The 17377-nt window shown below is 45.3% G+C and carries 18 protein-coding genes; 3 read left to right on the top strand and 15 right to left on the bottom strand.

All coding sequences use genetic code 11. The annotated features are described in order from the left end of the window. Positions 1-351: 351 nt before the first annotated feature. The 3 genes from thiI to pomA form a co-directional block, all read right to left on the bottom strand. On the bottom strand, positions 352-1800 hold the full coding sequence (gene thiI / locus BCT49_RS18525) for a tRNA uracil 4-sulfurtransferase ThiI (RefSeq protein WP_102437318.1): 1449 nt from the start codon (positions 1798-1800) through the stop codon (positions 352-354). Positions 1801-2162: 362 nt separating this feature from the next. Continuing rightward, entirely contained in the window at positions 2163-3110 is a 948-nt protein-coding gene (locus BCT49_RS18520) for a flagellar motor protein MotB (RefSeq protein WP_065103068.1), read from the bottom strand. A 15-nt stretch (positions 3111-3125) separates the two neighbouring features. Next, positions 3126-3890 carry a flagellar motor protein PomA gene (gene pomA / locus BCT49_RS18515; RefSeq protein WP_102437315.1) on the bottom strand — a complete coding sequence of 255 codons (765 nt, stop codon included), beginning with the start codon at positions 3888-3890 and terminating at the stop codon, positions 3126-3128. A 297-nt stretch (positions 3891-4187) separates the two neighbouring features. Here pomA and xseB point away from each other — a divergent pair, with 297 nt between their 5' ends. From xseB to dxs, 3 genes are read left to right on the top strand one after another with little or no spacing between them, the layout of a single operon-like run. After that, complete coding sequence (xseB, locus tag BCT49_RS18510) at positions 4188-4430, top strand: exodeoxyribonuclease VII small subunit (protein WP_004734405.1); 243 nt, start codon at positions 4188-4190, stop codon at positions 4428-4430. A gap of 20 nt (positions 4431-4450) precedes the next feature. Beyond that, on the top strand, positions 4451-5335 hold the full coding sequence (gene ispA / locus BCT49_RS18505; protein ID WP_102437313.1) for a (2E,6E)-farnesyl diphosphate synthase: 885 nt from the start codon (positions 4451-4453) through the stop codon (positions 5333-5335). Between the two features lie 21 nt (positions 5336-5356). Continuing rightward, complete coding sequence (gene dxs / locus BCT49_RS18500) at positions 5357-7240, top strand: 1-deoxy-D-xylulose-5-phosphate synthase (protein WP_102437311.1); 1884 nt, start codon at positions 5357-5359, stop codon at positions 7238-7240. 128 nt (positions 7241-7368) lie between these two features. Here the strand turns inward: dxs and BCT49_RS18495 are convergent, their stop codons facing one another. The 12 genes from BCT49_RS18495 to crl form a co-directional block, all read right to left on the bottom strand. Further along, positions 7369-7728, bottom strand: a complete 360-nt coding sequence (locus BCT49_RS18495; protein ID WP_102437309.1) for a putative quinol monooxygenase — start codon at positions 7726-7728, stop codon at positions 7369-7371. A gap of 50 nt (positions 7729-7778) precedes the next feature. After that, on the bottom strand, positions 7779-8285 hold the full coding sequence (gene pgpA, locus BCT49_RS18490; protein WP_102437307.1) for a phosphatidylglycerophosphatase A: 507 nt from the start codon (positions 8283-8285) through the stop codon (positions 7779-7781). Beyond that, positions 8285-9259 (bottom strand): thiamine-phosphate kinase, encoded by a 975-nt coding sequence (thiL, locus tag BCT49_RS18485; protein ID WP_017633415.1) that lies wholly within the window; start codon positions 9257-9259, stop codon positions 8285-8287. Before thiL ends, pgpA begins: the two co-directional genes overlap by 1 nt. A 115-nt stretch (positions 9260-9374) precedes the next feature. Then, positions 9375-9842: a transcription antitermination factor NusB gene (gene nusB / locus BCT49_RS18480; protein ID WP_004734399.1), complete on the bottom strand. Its 468-nt coding sequence runs from the start codon at positions 9840-9842 to the stop codon at positions 9375-9377. Continuing rightward, the gene (gene ribH / locus BCT49_RS18475) at positions 9842-10312 is read right to left on the bottom strand and encodes a 6,7-dimethyl-8-ribityllumazine synthase (protein ID WP_004734398.1); all 471 of its coding nucleotides are present in this window, start codon (positions 10310-10312) and stop codon (positions 9842-9844) included. The genes nusB and ribH overlap by 1 nt, the downstream gene beginning before the upstream one ends. Positions 10313-10592: 280 nt before the next feature. After that, complete coding sequence (gene ribBA / locus BCT49_RS18470; RefSeq protein ID WP_102437304.1) at positions 10593-11702, bottom strand: bifunctional 3,4-dihydroxy-2-butanone-4-phosphate synthase/GTP cyclohydrolase II; 1110 nt, start codon at positions 11700-11702, stop codon at positions 10593-10595. A gap of 108 nt (positions 11703-11810) precedes the next feature. Beyond that, positions 11811-12467, bottom strand: a complete 657-nt coding sequence (locus BCT49_RS18465; RefSeq protein WP_004734396.1) for a riboflavin synthase — start codon at positions 12465-12467, stop codon at positions 11811-11813. Positions 12468-12551: 84 nt separating this feature from the next. Further along, positions 12552-13706: a bifunctional diaminohydroxyphosphoribosylaminopyrimidine deaminase/5-amino-6-(5-phosphoribosylamino)uracil reductase RibD gene (ribD, locus tag BCT49_RS18460; protein ID WP_102437302.1), complete on the bottom strand. Its 1155-nt coding sequence runs from the start codon at positions 13704-13706 to the stop codon at positions 12552-12554. A gap of 10 nt (positions 13707-13716) precedes the next feature. Beyond that, complete coding sequence (gene nrdR, locus BCT49_RS18455) at positions 13717-14166, bottom strand: transcriptional regulator NrdR (RefSeq protein WP_004734394.1); 450 nt, start codon at positions 14164-14166, stop codon at positions 13717-13719. A gap of 155 nt (positions 14167-14321) precedes the next feature. Continuing rightward, on the bottom strand, positions 14322-15572 hold the full coding sequence (locus BCT49_RS18450; protein ID WP_102437300.1) for a glutamate-5-semialdehyde dehydrogenase: 1251 nt from the start codon (positions 15570-15572) through the stop codon (positions 14322-14324). 66 nt (positions 15573-15638) lie between these two features. Beyond that, positions 15639-16823 carry a glutamate 5-kinase gene (proB, locus tag BCT49_RS18445; protein ID WP_198595878.1) on the bottom strand — a complete coding sequence of 395 codons (1185 nt, stop codon included), beginning with the start codon at positions 16821-16823 and terminating at the stop codon, positions 15639-15641. A gap of 76 nt (positions 16824-16899) precedes the next feature. Further along, a complete protein-coding gene (crl, locus tag BCT49_RS18440; RefSeq protein ID WP_017091097.1) occupies positions 16900-17289 on the bottom strand; it encodes a sigma factor-binding protein Crl in 390 nt (129 codons plus the stop codon). Between the last annotated feature and the right edge of the window lie 88 nt (positions 17290-17377).

The following is a 17377-nucleotide window of genomic DNA, read 5'->3' as shown; positions in this document are numbered from 1 at the left end:
CTAAGCGGAGAAGAGCCGCTGTGCTAATTAATCTTTATTATTTTTCGTCGCTAATCACAGAATCAGATACCCACTCAAATAATCAACTGAACACATACAAATAGAACCATTGAGTTGCACTGAAAAGTAACAGAATGCTTCAAAATACTCACACTTCTTCAGTCACATATAAACCCGTTTAGAACTCACTATTTCTATCAATCAAAATTTTCAAAGCTGAGCATGACGAAAGCATATCCAAACTCACGCCTCTGTCTGACTACTGTAAATCACTCACAATAAAAAATAAAAAAGCCGCTTACTTTTCAGTAAGCGGCTTTGCAAAATTATTAACGGTTGGTCAACACACCATTATGGGCGGTAAACCTTAACGTTGTGGAAGCCTTGCTCTTGCAAGTAAAGCGCTTGCAGACGGCTCATGACACCACGGTCACAGTACAACAAGTACTCTTTCGATTGGTCTAGGTCACCAAACTGAGTCGAAAGCTTGAAGAACGGGATGTGTTTGATTTCAACACCATCGATCTTTAGTGGGCTTTCGTCTTCTTCGTCTGGGCTGCGGATATCTAGAACGACAGCGTGCTCAGCAACGGCTTGAACTTGCTCCACTTCTGGTGCCTGTTCTTGGCTCTCTTTCTCAATATCACGGATATCCATAATACGAGCGTTCTCGATCACTTGATCCAGTACTTCGAAGTTAAACTTAGCTTCTTCCGCTTCTAGTTTGCCTTTCTTCGCTTTTACTGTTGGCTTCTTAGAGATAACACCACAGTACTCAGGCATTACTTTAGCGAAGTCTTCAGTACCAATCTTACGAGACAGGTCGATGATGTCTTCTTTGTCCCAGTTGATCAGTGGACGAAGGATCAAAGTATCCGTCACGTTATCGATATGACGTAGGTTAGTTAGCGTTTGGCTAGAAACCTGACCAAGTGCTTCACCCGTTACTAGTGCTTCGATACCGAAACGCTCAGCAACCATACCACCAGCACGCATGAACATACGCTTAAGAACAACGCCCATTTGGCCGTCTTCAACGTTCTCAAGGATCTCTGCGACTACAGGTTCAAAATCGATAGAGATGAACTTCACCTTTGCAGATGAACCGTATTTATTCCATAGGTAGTGAGAAACTTGCTTAACGCCAATCTCGTGAGCTGGGCCACCAAGATTGAAGAAACAGTAGTGAACCTTAGAACCACGTTTGATGTGCAGGTAGCTCGAAACGCCAGAATCAAAGCCGCCAGAGATCAAGCTCAGTAGATCTTCTTGAGTACCTAGAGGGAAACCGCCTAGGCCTTTATGACGTTCAATAACTTGGTTTAGCTTTTCGTTCTCGACTTCAACTTTAACGGTAATATCTGGGTTTTTCAGTTTTACTTTTGCTGACTCTACCGCTTGGTTTAAACCACCACCTACGTAGCGTTCTAGCTCGATAGAGGTAAAGTCATGTTTACCACGACGCTTAGCTCGCACAGAGAAAGTCTTACCTTCAATAAGACCACGGCTGCGCTCAAGAACTTGCTCGTAAATATGGTGCAGGTCTTTAAATTCTGATTGCTGAACCTCAAGGGAGTGATGAATACCCGGGGTTTGCGTCAATACTTCGAGTGTTTCTTTAAAGTATTTGTCGCTCTCAGACGTCACTTCGATGTAGTCGCGACGATTGAAGACAGCCACAGACTCAGTACGACGCTGAAGAATAGTACGAATATTACGTTCTAGAATCTTTGTGAAGCGCTTACGCACCGATTCACTTTTTACAAAAATTTCAGGGTGGGGCTTAACAATAAATTTCATAGTACTTTCACGCCAATAAGGTTCACAATTTTAATAGGTTCATCACCACGTAAAAGGTCATTTCACATAGTTATTGAAGCAATAATAGATCAATATTAAATCTAAGGGCGCGAATTATACATGAGAAAGTCAAACAAGGAAAAGAGTGCGTGCTTTGGCACCATCAATAAACTCTCCTTGGTGGCAAACTACCGTCTCGATTTCATCCAAGCTCATCTCATCCATACCTTCTCTTCTCTTCTCTTCTCTTCTCTTCTCTTCTCTTCTCTTCACAGTTTGGTACAAACATCTTTGGGTATCACACAAAGAAAAAGCCCAATCTATTTAAGATTGGGCTTTGGAATGCATATTCTTGGTAAAAACTATTCAGCGATTGCTGGGACTTCTTCGCTATAGAGCGGTTCACCCTGCATGATACTGATCTCTACGCGGCGATTAAGGCTACGTTGCCATTCCGTGTCATTCGACTCGACGGGCTCTGTATCGGCCATACCACGCACTCTCAAACGTTGATGAGAGAAACCACGGACCTTTTCCATTTCTTGAGCAACAGACACCGCACGTTGCGATGATAAGTCCCAATTAGAACGGTAAAGTTCAGAATCGAGTCGCTGGTTATCGGTGTGTCCTGAGATTCGAACAATACCGGGCACATCTTTAACAAGCTCAGCAACCTGTCGAACTAATGGTCGGAACTTAGGTTGTAAGAAAGCAGAGCCCGATGGGAACGCCCCTTTTTCTCGAATTCGAATCACAATCTGCTGGCCAAGATTTTCAACTTCAATCGCGCCTTGATCGATCTCTCGCTCAAGTGCTTTCTTGATGCTTTCCATCAAGGTTTCCATCTCTTGCGATTGAGCCTCGGCTTGCTGCTGTTGCTGGTCTGACTCAGAGTTTTGATTATCGTGAGTCGACACCTCTGGAGACTTACCTCCGGTCATCTTGCCTTGGTCGCGCATCGTGCCGCCAGCGCGCTCAGATTCACCTTCATGAAACTCTAGCGTTTGCTGAGTAATATCAATGGTCTGCTGCATGATCACGTCAATCGGTGTTGGTTCAGGGCGACCTGGACGAAATTCCTGCGCAATGATGCTGGTTCCTTTCGGAATATCTTTAACTTCCAAGCGGTTCTGTACACCGAATGCAAACTTCATCGAGCCGGCAATCTGCTTGAACTTCAATACGTCCATCTCAGAAAATGAGAGTAACAGTACGAAGAAACACATCAGCAGTGACATTAAGTCAGCAAATGTTCCCATCCATTGAGGTAAACCGGGAGGAGGACATTTACATGGATTTTCTTCATCCATCTTCATTCTTCCCCCTTAATCAGTTTCACCATCAAGAGTACGCTTACCTTCGTTCAGGTAACTCTTCAGGTAACCGTCAATCACTCGTGGGTTTTGACCATCTTGAATGGCTAACACACCATCCATTACCAAGCGACGGTTGAGCGTCTCTTGGTCACGACGTAATGCAAGCTTATCTGCGATTGGGAAGAACACCATGTTCGAAAGAATCGCACCATAAAGAGTCGTTAAAAGTGCTACCGCCATCGCAGGACCGATCGCTTTAGGATCATCCATGTTCGAAAGCATCGCAACCAGACCAACCAAGGTACCGATCATCCCCATCGCAGGGGCAACATCACCGAATGCAGAGAACACTTTCGCACCCTGCTCGTGACGTTCTGTGGTTAACGCAATGTCTTTTTGCAATGCCGCACGCACGACATCACCATCATGGCCATCGACCAATAGATCGATACCCTTCTGCATGAAACTGTTACTGATTTCCATCTCTTCAAGTGCTAAGAAACCACCTTTACGTGCTGCATCAGCCATCTCTACAACTTTAGCGATAAGATCTTCAGGCTCGTCAGCTTTAAACATAAATGCTTTGCCAGCGATTTTGGTTGCTCCAAAGAATTGCCCCATGGTGAACTTCATCAGAACAACAAACGTTGAACCACCAACCACGATCAAAATGGATGTGGTGTCATAGAACATCCCGAGGCTTCCACCTAGGATCATTGCCATGATTACAAAGGCAAATCCACCAATCAAACCTATTAGGGTTGCTAAATCCACTGAGCACTCCTCATGCTTTTTTGTAGTTCTACGTCGACGATAATCTTCTTATCGGCCAGACTATAAGATCTTTTAGTAAATTCTTGGCCTAAGTATCACACTTTTAGTTTTTTGATCACAACTATTACCCGCTTTGCTCTTATCAACCAGTCATAAACTCGATAAAGGTAAGGTTATTAGATGAAAGTGGCTTGAAGCCTCTTAAAAACGAACTTTCTAGCAAAATTTATTGGTTACATTTGACCATATCAACGGCCTAGGGTAACGTTCGTTCATCTTTCCAAACGCAGATTTATTATGGCTACTAAGAAACCTGAAAATATGAGCTTTGAAGCGGCTATCGAAGAGCTTGATGGCTTGGTTGATCAACTAGAAAATGGTGATCTAGCTTTAGATGATGCGCTGAAAAAATTCGAACGAGGCATCTCCCTCGCTCGTGCTGGTCAAAGTAAACTAAACGACGCTGAACAGCGTGTTAGCATCCTACTGCAAAATGATGAAAATGCAGAACTGAGTGACTTTAACCCACAACCTGAATAACGAATTGTATGAGACCCCCTATGATCGAGACGTTATTGTCTTATCAAGCACGTAATAACGAGCAATTGAACCTTTGGCTTGACCGCCTGCCACACCAAAATCAGAACCTAATCAACGCGATGCGTTATGGGTTACTTTTAGGCGGCAAACGCGCACGTCCATTTCTTGTCTACATTACAGGGGACATGCTCGGTTGCACCGCTGAAGAACTCGACACTCCAGCTTCAGCAATCGAATGTATTCATGCCTATTCTCTGATTCACGACGACCTTCCAGCAATGGATGATGATGAACTGCGTCGTGGCCATCAGACTTGTCACATCAAATACGATGAAGCAACGGCAATTTTAACTGGCGATGCACTACAAACTCTCGCGTTTACTATACTTGCGGAAGGCACATTAAGTGCTGACGGGGAAAGCAATCGCGTTCGAATGATTCAACGCCTAGCAGAGGCCTCTGGTGCACAAGGTATGTGTATTGGACAAGCGCTTGATATTGAAGCTGAAAACCGCTCTGTCACGCTAGAAGAGTTAGAAGAAGTTCACCGAAATAAGACTGGCGCTCTAATGAAGAGTGCGATTCGTTTAGGTGCTCTGGCTGCTGGCGAAAAAGCGTTTGAAGTGATGCCTCAATTGGACAAGTACGCCGATGCAATCGGGTTAGCCTTCCAAGTTCAAGATGATATTTTAGATATCATTAGCGATACCGAAACTTTGGGTAAACCACAGGGCTCTGACCAAGATTTGAACAAAAGCACCTACCCTTCTTTGTTAGGTTTAGAGGGCGCTCAAGAAAAAGCGCAAACTCTGCTACAGGAAGCGCTTCAAGCTTTGGCTGCAATCCCATACAATACCCAGTTACTCGAAGAGTTCGCCCGATACGTCATCGAGCGCAAGAACTAAGACAATAAGCGCGCATTACCTATGACTCTTGATATATCAAAGTACCCAACTCTTGCTTTGGCTGATAAGCCAGAGGATTTGCGTCTACTTCCAAAAGAGACGCTTACACAGCTTTGTGATGAATTACGCACCTATCTTCTTAACTCAGTGAGCCAGTCAAGTGGTCACTTAGCGTCAGGCTTAGGTACGGTAGAGCTAACAGTGGCTCTGCACTATGTGTACAACACACCTTTTGACCAGTTGGTTTGGGATGTTGGCCACCAAGCATACCCGCATAAAATTCTAACGGGTCGCCGCGACCGCTTGTCGACTATCCGCCAAAAAGATGGACTGCACCCATTCCCATGGCGTAAAGAGAGCGAATACGACACGCTTTCTGTTGGTCACTCTTCAACATCGATCAGTGCCGGACTTGGTATGGCGATCAGTGCGAAGAAAGAAGGCAAGAATCGTAAAGTCGTCAGTGTGATTGGTGATGGCGCAATTACCGCAGGTATGGCCTTCGAAGCGATGAACCACGCGGGCGATATTCACAATGACATGCTGGTTATCCTTAACGATAACGAGATGTCGATTTCTGAAAACGTAGGTGCTCTAAACAACCATCTAGCTCAAGTTCTTTCTGGCAGTCTTTACACGTCAATTCGTGAGGGTGGCAAGAAAGTGCTATCGGGCGTTCCGCCGATTAAAGAGCTCGTTCGTCGTACAGAAGAACATCTAAAAGGCATGGTTGTCCCTGGCACTATGTTTGAAGAGTTAGGCTTTAACTATATTGGTCCGGTTGACGGTCACGATGTGAATGAGCTGATTAAAACGCTGAAGAACATGAGAGATCTAAAAGGTCCTCAGTTCCTGCATATCATGACCAAGAAAGGTAAAGGCTACGAGCCAGCAGAGAAAGATCCAATTGGTTACCACGGTGTACCTAAATTCGATCCTGCACATTCAAGTCTGCCTAAGAGCACCAGCTCTAAACCAACTTTCTCTAAGATTTTTGGCGACTTCCTGTGTGATATGGCCGCGCAAGATCCTAAGCTAATGGCCATCACGCCAGCAATGCGTGAAGGTTCTGGCATGGTACGTTTCTCTAAAGAGTACCCAGAACAGTACTTCGATGTAGCAATTGCTGAGCAACACGCTGTGACGCTAGCAACGGGTATGGCGATTGCGGGTGATAAGCCGATTGTGGCTATCTACTCGACCTTCCTACAACGTGGCTACGATCAACTGATCCACGATGTTGCCATCATGGATCTACCGGTCATGTTCGCGATTGACCGTGCGGGTCTTGTCGGTGCAGATGGTCAAACACACCAAGGTGCGTTCGACTTAAGCTTTATGCGCTGCATTCCAAACATGGTGATCATGGCACCAAGCGACGAAAACGAATGTCGTCAAATGCTATACACTGGCCACCAGCACACAGGTCCAAGTGCCGTTCGTTACCCTCGCGGTAATGGCATGGGTACCGAAATTCAAAGTGAATTTACTGCGCTTGAGATTGGTAAAGGTCGTATCGTTCGCGAAAGCGAAAAAGCAAAAGATGGCTCGAAAGTCGCTATTCTGAGCTTTGGTACTTTCCTTGAAAGTGCACTTCAAACGGCTGACGCTATCGATGCGACGGTTGCTGACATGCGTTTTGTGAAACCGTTAGACGAAGCTTTGATCAAACAACTTGCTGCTGACCACGATGTACTTGTGACAATCGAAGAGAACGCGATTGCAGGTGGTGCAGGCGCGGGTGTGATTGAATTCTTGATGCAAGAAAAGCTACTGATGCCAGTATTGAACCTTGGTCTACCAGACAAGTTTATTGCTCAAGGTACTCAAGGCGAACTGCATGAAGAGCTTGGCTTAGATGCGAAAGGTATTGAGAAGTCTATCTCTGACTACCTTGCTAAATAGCTTTCACCAGCAAACGGCATAAGCTAAAAAACAAAAAAGGTTGGCCCTAGGGTCAACCTTTTTAGTATCTGCTAACTCGTTAGCTAAACCTTATTCGCTCAACTAACTTTCGCTAACCCAATCTTATATCAGCAACAAGGCTTAAGTACTGGTGCGTCGTAATTCTCTGGTTCATCAGAGTAGATAGCAACGTTAAAGTTCTCAACCAAGCCTGTCTCTTCAACACACTGCTCTTGGAAGAACTGTTGAATCTCACGGCGTTGGCAATGCGCTTCAAACGCTTCGTTATCTGCCCAGATCTCATTGAAAGCAATCGGGAAGCTCTGGCCTTCAGCAAATGGGCTCTGAATGTGACGAGTCACTGTGTATTGAATACAACCATCTTCACGTAGAGTGTTTGGCTCTAGTGATTTTAAAACCTCAAACAGTTCGTTCAGTTTGCCTTCTTTTGGCTGAAATTGAGCGATACAGTAAACCTTCTTAGACATTGTAATTCCTTGTTTTTCTCTATTATTGTTCGTTCTCTGGGTATTGATTCTTAAACGAGCCAGCCTGAAAAATGTGCCACGGCATACAGCGAAATCGCCGCTATAATACCCGCCACAATATCATCAATCATGATACCTAAGCCGCCGTGAACTCGCTTGTCTAACCAACCAATTGGCCAAGGCTTTACCATATCGAAAAAACGAAACAGAACAAAGCCAGCGAATAGCCATTTCCAATCATTAACAGGAATACCCAACAACGGCACTAGGCCCATGGTGATCCAAAAGCCCGCAAACTCATCCCACACAATAGAGCCGTGATCGTGCACGCCCATGTCATCAGAGGTCACTTGGCATATTTTGATACCAATAATGCAGCTCACAACCACAAGAATGACATAAATAGGAAAAGGTAACTGAACCAGTAAAAGATAAAATGGGATCGACGCAAGCGTGCCCATGGTGCCGGGAATAATAGGCGATAAGCCACTGCCAAACCCTGTTGCCAATAAATGCCAAGGATTTTTAAGAGAGATTGCAGAGAGTGGATTTGTCATCAATTAACCTTAAAGTGATCGTAACCAGTTAAGTTCCAGCTTAGTGGTTCACCATTATTGTGTAATTCAAAATATTCTACAGGTCTTATCTGGCCAATGCAGGTGACTTTTGTTCCAGTGTGTGACAAAGCACTTTCCAGTGAACCTTTATTTTCTTCAGGTACGGTAAAGCAGAGTTCGTACTCTTCACCACTGGTAAGCGCATACTGCTGCGCAGAAGCGATATCGGAAGAGAATTGACGTAATTCAGCAGATATAGGCAATGCACTCACATCAATGCTTGCACCGACCTGAGAACGCTTGAGAATGTGTTTTAAATCAGCAATAACACCATCAGAGATATCAATGGCAGACGAAGCAAGATTCACCAATGCTTGGCCAGCCAAGACCCGTGGAGTGCTCAGGTAGTGTCTCTCTTCAAGCTCTAACGCATAAGGCTTAGCTTTGTTCTGTTCTGGGTCTAATATCACCTCTAGGCCCGCTTTGCTGTCACCTAAGTTGCCCGTTACGTAAATCCAGTCCCCCACTTTCGCGCCATCTCTGCGTAGTGCTCGACCTTCAGGTACAAAGCCCTGTACAGTAAGCGTTAAACTCAGCGGTCCTTTGGTCGTGTCACCACCGATTAGTTGAATACCAAAGTAGTCTGCAAGTTTGAAAAAAGAATCACAAAATGGAGCAAGCCACGCTTCATCGACTTCAGGCATGGTTAACGCAAACGAAACCCAAGCAGGCGTCGCGCCCATAGCCGCAAGATCGCTGATATTCGAAGCCAAGGCTTTGTGTGCTACCCAAGCTGGGTTTGCTTCCGCTAAGAAGTGAGTGCCCGCCACTAAGGTGTCCGTACTGATCGCGATCTGAACATTACTTGGCGCTTTGACCAAAGCACAGTCATCGCCCGCTGCCAGATGTACGTCTTTACGTTGTGGTTGTCGATTTACAAAATATTTTTCAATCAGGTTAAATTCGCCAGACATCACATGCCCTATCTTTAGTCTTCATACAAATCCCCGTAATAATTGGTATTACAGAAATTTAGTTACAAAAAAGGCCAGCATGATAGCTGACCTTTAGATTCAATATACGAACGTCTTATTTCTTACGAACGTGCGGTGCAGCTTTATCAAGCACACCGTTAACAAACTTATGGCTGTCTTCTGCTGCGAATACTTTCGCAAGCTCGATAGCTTCGTTGATAACCACTTTGTATGGTACATCTTCGCGACGAGTCATCTCGTACATAGCTAAACGTAGAAGCGCTAGTTCCATCAAATCCAGATCTTGCATAGGGCGAGATACGAATGGACGAAGCTTGCTATCAAGTTCCATGTGGCTAAGAGCAACACCAGTTAGTAGGTCGCGGAAGTATGCAACGTCTGTTTCTGGCATAGCAAGTGCAGGTTCTGCGGCATGATGCTCTTCTTCATCATACTTACCACCAGATAAGAACTGTTCTTCAACGGTAGCAATATTTTCTTTAGTAATTTGCCAAGAATAAATTGCTTGTAGAGCAAATTGACGTGCGTTACGACGTGCGGCTGGTTTCACACTGGCCCCCATTAGGAATCGATTTCAGAAAGAACGTTGATCATCTCAAGTGCGCTAAGTGCTGCTTCTGCACCCTTATTACCAGCCTTGGTTCCTGCGCGTTCAATAGCTTGATCGATCGTATCAACAGTAAGAACACCAAACGCTACTGGAAGAGAAAATTCCAGAGACACTTGTGCCAAACCTTTATTACATTCACTACAAACATAGTCAAAGTGAGGTGTACCGCCACGGATTACTGTACCAAGAGATACAATCGCATCGAACTTACCCGTTTTTGCAACGCGCTGCGCTACAAGTGGAAGTTCTACTGCACCAGGGCAACGAACAACAGTGATGTTGTCTTCGCTTACTTGTCCATGACGCTTTAAAGTATCGATTGCACCAGAAAGTAAACTTTCGTTAATAAAACTGTTGAAACGAGCAATAACGATAGCAATTTTTGCATTTGGCGCTGGGAAGCCACCCTCGATCACTTTCATAAGCCTTCCTTTAACTATTTTCATCAAGTGAGAATCGCCGGATTCTAGCACAAAACTGTGAGCAATATCTAATGCTAATTTAGAAGAACGGACACCGGAGATGTAAAGATGATAACGCAATGCTGCTCCCAACCGTATGGGAACAACAAGTCGCTAAGCTCATGTGTTTAACACGCTGTAAATCTGGCTTAGCGACTTTGCTCTTTTGGTCTAATTGGTTACTAAAAGAGCTATCGGCGTCATCATTGATTTATGTTGCTACAAACTCATAGGCAAGTGACTACTCGCAAACGTATTCAACAACGTTAAGACCAAAGCCGCCCAATGCGTGGTAACGCTTGGTGCTTGAAGAGAGCAAACGCATATCGTGAACGCCTAGGTCTTGTAGAATCTGAGAACCCACACCAACACGACGAGAAGTACCTTGCTTCTTAGCCATGGTAGGTTGCTCATTCTTATCTTGCGCTTCGAACGTCTTCACTTTGTGGATCAAAGAATCAGACGACTCTTCGTTACCCAGAATAACCAACACACCGCCTTCGTCGCCAATGCGCTTCATCGCTTTATCTAGCGACCAGCTACGCTCAGTAACACGGTCAGAATGAAGCAGATCGGTAAACGTATCATGCAGGTGAACACGTACTAAAGGAGCACCTTCAGACAGGTCACCTTTTTGCATCGCATAGTGGATCTGGTTATCAATCGTGTCACGGTAAGTCACAAGCTCAAAGTCACCAAACTCTGTTGGCAAATGGCATTGTGCAACACGCTCGATCGTTGTTTCGGTGTTGTTGCGGTATTCAATCAAGTCAGCAATGGTGCCTAGTTTGATGTCGTGCTTTTCTGCAAACACTTCAAGATCAGGACGACGTGCCATAGTGCCATCATCATTTAGGATCTCAACGATAACCGATGCTGGCTCACAGCCCGCTAGACGAGCTAAATCACAACCTGCTTCTGTGTGACCAGCGCGAGTCAGAACACCGCCACCTTGCGCTGTCAGAGGGAAGATATGACCAGGTTGAACAAGGTCAGCCGCTTTTGCGTCTTTTGCCACAGCCGCTTGAACAGTAACGGCACGGTCTGATGCAGAAATACCCGTTGTTACGCCCTCAGCAGCTTCAATTGAAACCGTAAAGTTCGTCGTATATTGAGCGTTGTTGTCTTGAACCATAGGCGCTAGACCCATGCGATTTGAACGCTCTTTGGTCAATGTAAGACAGATTAAGCCACGGCCGTACATCGCCATAAAGTTAATCGCTTCTGGCGTGACATGTTCTGCTGCCATGATCAGATCGCCTTCATTCTCGCGATCTTCATCATCCATCAGGATAACCATTTTTCCTAGGCGAATGTCTTCAATAATTTCTTGAGGAGTACTAATTGGCATTGTTCTATATCCTTTGAAATGGTTCTGCTTCCTAGAACCGACACTATTTAAACCTGATGATATTGCTCGCTTTCACAAAGTGATGTTTAGTGCACTTTGTATCAACGATTAGGCAAAACCATTCTGCTGTAAGAATTCCATCGTCAATCGAGATTCAGGCTCAGACTCTTGCTGCTGGCCTTGCAGTAGACGCTCCATATAGCGCGCTAATACATCAACTTCTAGATTCACTTTACGACCAACATTGAATTGATCGATGGTCGTTTCTGAAGAGGTGTGGGGAACGATAGTTAGCTTAAAGGCATTCTTGCGTAAATCGTTCACAGTCAGGCTAATACCATCAACAGTGACTGAACCTTTTTGAGCCACGTACTTTGAGATCTCTGCAGGCATTTCTACCCAGAACTCAATCGCACGACCGACTTGGTTACGCTCAACAATCTCACCCACACCATCAACGTGACCCGATACAATATGACCACCGAAACGCGTGGTCGGTAGCATTGCTTTCTCTAGGTTGACCTTGTCGCCAGCTTGGTAATCCACAAAACCCGTTTTTTTCAGGGTCTCAAGCGAAAGATCTGCACTGTAGCTGTGGTCGTTATACTCAACAACCGTCAAACAAACACCATTGGTAGCGATACTGTCGCCTAACTTAACGTCAGCCATATCAAGATTACCAACATTAACCGTTACGGTGATGTCTTCTCCGCGGGGAGTGATTGCACTCAATGTACCTACGGCTTCTACAATTCCTGTAAACATTTTAAAACTCTTTTTGTTGTCAACGACACGTATGTAGTTGGAGTAACTATTTCCACAGTGGTTTCGTCACGATTTGTTTCGCGACTATTGGTTAGTCACAATTGGTTTCACGACAGTAGGTTTCGTGACAATTGATTTCGCAATAATAGGCTTCGCGACAATGCGAATATCCACACCAACCTGTCGAACATCTTTAATTTCTAGGTCAATCACATCAGACATTGAAGTGAGCCCTAATGCGCCCATTAAACCTCGTCCGTCACTGCCCATAAGTTTAGGCGCTAAATAGAGGATTAGCTCATCCACTAACTGCGCTTCAATCAAGCTTTTTGCCAATGTCGCGCCCGCTTCGACCCAAATATGATCAATATGGTTCGCTGGCAATTGACGCATCAAACCGTGTAAATCAAGCTGACCAGCATCCGTTGTTCCGACCTCAATATCAGCAGAGGTTTCAGCAACTCTCAATACCGAAGTTGGAGTCTGGAATAACTTGAGCTCAGGATACAGTTGATTTTGGCGATCAAGAATCACGCGAATCGGCTGACGCAGCTCGTCTTCAACGTAATTTGTTTTGGCACTGCTTGGCAACTCTGCCCAGCGAACATTCAGTGACGCGTTGTCTTCAATCACCGTTTGGCTGGTTGATAACACCGCGCCTGATTTGGCTCGGTAGTTCTGAACGTCACGACGCGCTTCTGGCGACGTGATCCACTTGCTTTGACCATTGTTCAATGCCGTTTGGCCATCAAGGCTCGCCGCCATCTTTAACTGAACAAATGGCATGCCCGTTTGCATACGCTTGATAAATGCAGGGTTCAAGTCGAGAGCATCTTGCTCTAACAAACCGATTTCAACCTCAATACCCGCGTCGCGTAGCATGTTGATGCCACGGCCCGCGACTTTAGGGTTTGGATCCTGCATGGCACAAATTACTTTTGAAACTTGAGCCTTAATCAAGCCTTCAGCACAAGGTGGTGTTCGACCATAGTGCGAACAAGGTTCTAGCGTGACATAAGCGGTCGCGCCTTTTGCCTTGTCGCCCGCCATTCGCATAGCGTGCACTTCAGCATGAGGTTCGCCAGCTTTGGCATGAAAACCTTCGCCAACGATCTGACCGTCGGTTTGTACAATGACACACCCCACATTTGGGTTTGGCGCAGTGGTGTAAATGCCGCGTTTCGCTAATTGAATAGCACGCGACATCATTTGAAAATCTAGGGGAGTAAAGTTAGACATGATTGAGGGGTTAGTCCTCTAATTTAGCGATTTCTTCGCCAAACTCTCGAATGTCTTCAAAGCTGCGATAAACAGAGGCAAAACGGATGTACGCCACTTTATCCAATTCTTTCAATTGGCCCATAACAAGATTACCGATCATCTCGCTTGGTACTTCACGCTCACCAGTCGCACGGAGTTGTGACTTAATCGTACTGATCGCAAGTTCAATGGCATCAGCACTCACTGGGCGTTTTTCTAGGGCACGCTGAACACCACCCACCATTTTATCTTCATTAAATGGTTCGCGGTTTCCATTCGACTTAATGACTTTAGGCATCACAAGTTCTGCCGATTCGAAAGTAGTAAAACGTTCACTACATGCAAGGCATTGACGGCGACGACGAACCTGATGGCCATCGGCTACCAGTCTTGAATCGATTACTTTAGTGTCGTTCTCTGAACAAAAAGGACAATGCATATCACCTCCAAATAATTGAATATCAGTGTAACGGAATTGCCAAACGTTAGGAAAGAAAAAGGGCCAATTAAGGCCCTTTTGTGTGGTGATTCATTAATTATTGCTACGCGATAGCAATTTCTAAAATGAGCTGAGGAGTAAAATTAACGTGAACGTTAACCACGGACTAAATAGTTCGCCTTACCCACCCATTTGTAGCTTGTCAGTTCTTCTAAGCCCATTGGACCACGAGCGTGTAGTTTCTGGGTAGATACTGCAACTTCTGCACCCAAACCAAACTGTGCGCCATCGGTGAATCGTGTTGATGCATTCACATAGACTGCAGCTGAACCGACTGAATTAATAAAGCGCTCTGAGCTCTCTAGACTATTCGTCATGATCGCGTCTGAGTGGCTCGCGTTGTGTACGCGCATATGGTCAATCGCTTCTGCTACATCCGCGACGACTTTCACGCCTAACGTGTAGCTTAGCCATTCAGTGTCAAAGTCACCTTCAACTGCATCACGTTGGTCTTCAAAACCCGCTATCAGAGATTTTGCGCTAGTGTCAGCAACCAAGGTAACCTTGCCCGCTAAACGCTGTGTTAGCTTAGCTAAGAAGGCTTCAGCAACCGCTTCGTGCACTAATAATGTATCTAGCGAGTTACACGCAGATGGGCGTTGAACTTTTGAGTTTTCAACTACATCGACAGACTTTTCAAGATCAGCGCTTTCATCAACAAAAATATGGCTGATACCAAAACCACCGATGATAACTGGAATAGTACTGTTCTCTTTACACATCTTGTGCAAGCCAGCGCCGCCACGAGGAATAATCATATCCACGTAATCATCCAACTTAAGCAGTTGAGATACGAGTTCACGATCCGGTTTCTCAATGTACTGAACAGAAGCCGCTGGAAGCTCAGCTTTCTCTAATGCAGACTGGATGACTTTAACCAGCTCCATGTTTGAGAAGAATGTCTCTTTACCACCACGTAGGATACTTGCGTTACCTGTTTTCAGACACAGTGCCGCAATATCGATAGTTACGTTTGGACGCGCTTCGTAAATAACACCAACCACGCCAAGTGGCACACGGCGGCGAGACAGTGACATACCGTTTTCCAGTACCTTGCTGTCAATCTCGCTGCCAACAGGATCGTTCAGGCTAATCACATTACGTACATCGTTAGCGATACCCGTTAGACGCTCTTCGTTCAGCAATAGACGATCAAGCAGTGCGTCAGTCAGACCCGCTTCGCGACCAAGTTCGATGTCTTTCGCGTTCGCTTCTAAAATCGTTGCAGCGTTTGCTTCGAGCTCATCAGCGATGATCGCTAATGCTTTATTCTTTTGCGCCGTAGATGCGGTCGCTAGGTGGAAAGCAGCGTCTTTTGCTGCGATGCCCATGTTAGTTAAATCCACGTTTAACTCTCCCTAAATTCTGTCTGTCTTTGGATGCAAAAAGGCGATTCGCCTTATCATCACGAACTACTCTTGAATCACAACCAAGTCGTCACGGTGAATGACTTCTGATCCGTAATCGTAACCAAGAATGTCGCCAATATCTTTACTGTGCTTGCCTGCGATTTTTGCTAGGTCTTGGCTTGAATAACTGGCGATACCACGCGCAATGACTTTGCCTTTGTTGTTGGTCACTTGAGTGACTTCACCACGAGAAAACTCGCCTTGAACTCGAATCACCCCTTTCGCCAACAAGCTGCTGCCTTTGGTGTTAACGGCATTTACCGCACCATCGTCGACCACGATGTCACCAGCAGAAGCTGGGCCTGCTAAAATCCAGCGCTTACGGTTTTCAAGCGCTTCTGCTAACGGCAAGAAACGCGTGCCTTGTGGGTTATCACTCAATGAGTCAAACACCACGTTTTCAGCACTACCTGCTGCAATGATCACTTCAATACCCGCACGACGAGCAATATCAGCCGCCTGCAGTTTTGTCGCCATGCCGCCGGTACCTAACGTAGTACCACTGCCGCCTGCGATCTTACGCAGTGTGTCATCAATAGTTTTTACTTCTTTGATGAGTTCAGCGTTTGGATCTTTGCGAGGGTCAGCGGTAAACAGGCCTTTTTGGTCGGTTAATAGCAAAAGCTTATCAGCGCCGCATAAAATACCAACCAGTGCCGACAAATTATCGTTGTCGCCCACTTTAATTTCGTTGGTGGCTACTGCATCGTTTTCGTTTACTACAGGAATAATATCGTGTTCAACGAGTGCGTTGATCGTGTCACGTGCATTCAGAAAACGCTCGCGATCATCGAGATCTGCACGAGTCAGTAGCATCTGGCCAATTTTAAGGCCATAGATAGCAAACAAAGACTCCCAAACTTGAATCAACTGACTTTGCCCAACCGCCGCAAGCAATTGTTTGCTCGCCATCGAGTTGGGAAGTGCGGGGTAACCAAGGTGCTCACGTCCGGCTGCAATTGCACCAGACGAAACCATAACCACAGAGTGGCCTTGTTTTTTTAATTCAGCACATTGACGAACCAACTCAACCATGTGAGCGCGGTCTAATGCCAATGTTCCACCAGTTAAGACACTGGTACCCAGTTTAACAACGACAGTTTTACTCTGTGTTGTTGTCCCGCTTTGATGATTTGTTGTCATGAAGTCTTTTATGAATAAAACAAATAAGAGGTGATGTTTTAGCAATCAACAAGAGAATTCACAAGCAGAAAAGGTGCGAAATCGCACCTTTTTGCTTTATAGAGAAGAGTAACCTTTAAAATCAGACGAATTCGACAGACTCTTCGTCTAACTGAACGCCGATTTCAAATTTCTTTTGAAGTTCGTCAACCAGCTTTTGGTGAAAGGCTTCTTGAGTTCGAGAGACCTCAGCGACCGCCTTTTTAGGTAATGGCAAAGGATCCCAGTTACCATCGATGTTGTATTTACCCGTGTTGTACTTCGCCGAAAATCCTTCTTCCGACTTATCCAACTCTAGCCACCATCCCCAGAACTCGCGCTCTTCTGGTGACTTTTTATCGTTCACACACACAGACAAGCAATCAAAAATATAGTGGCCTTCTTCTGATTGCGGCTCCCTCAAGTACGGGCCAATGGCCTTTAAAACGTTTAACAAGCGATAATGTGTCGGTTGCTGTGTCACTTCTGACATATTGAATCTCCATTTTCAATGTTAAGAATGACTTTACTCAGACTGCAATACGTAGAAAGCACGCAGTTGGATTTTATAAATTTTCTCT

Source organism: Vibrio lentus, from assembly GCF_002875945.1.
Lineage (GTDB): Bacteria > Pseudomonadota > Gammaproteobacteria > Enterobacterales > Vibrionaceae > Vibrio > Vibrio apostichopi.
Note: the sequence above shows the minus strand (reverse complement) of the source record. Positions and strands in the feature narration are given on the sequence as shown.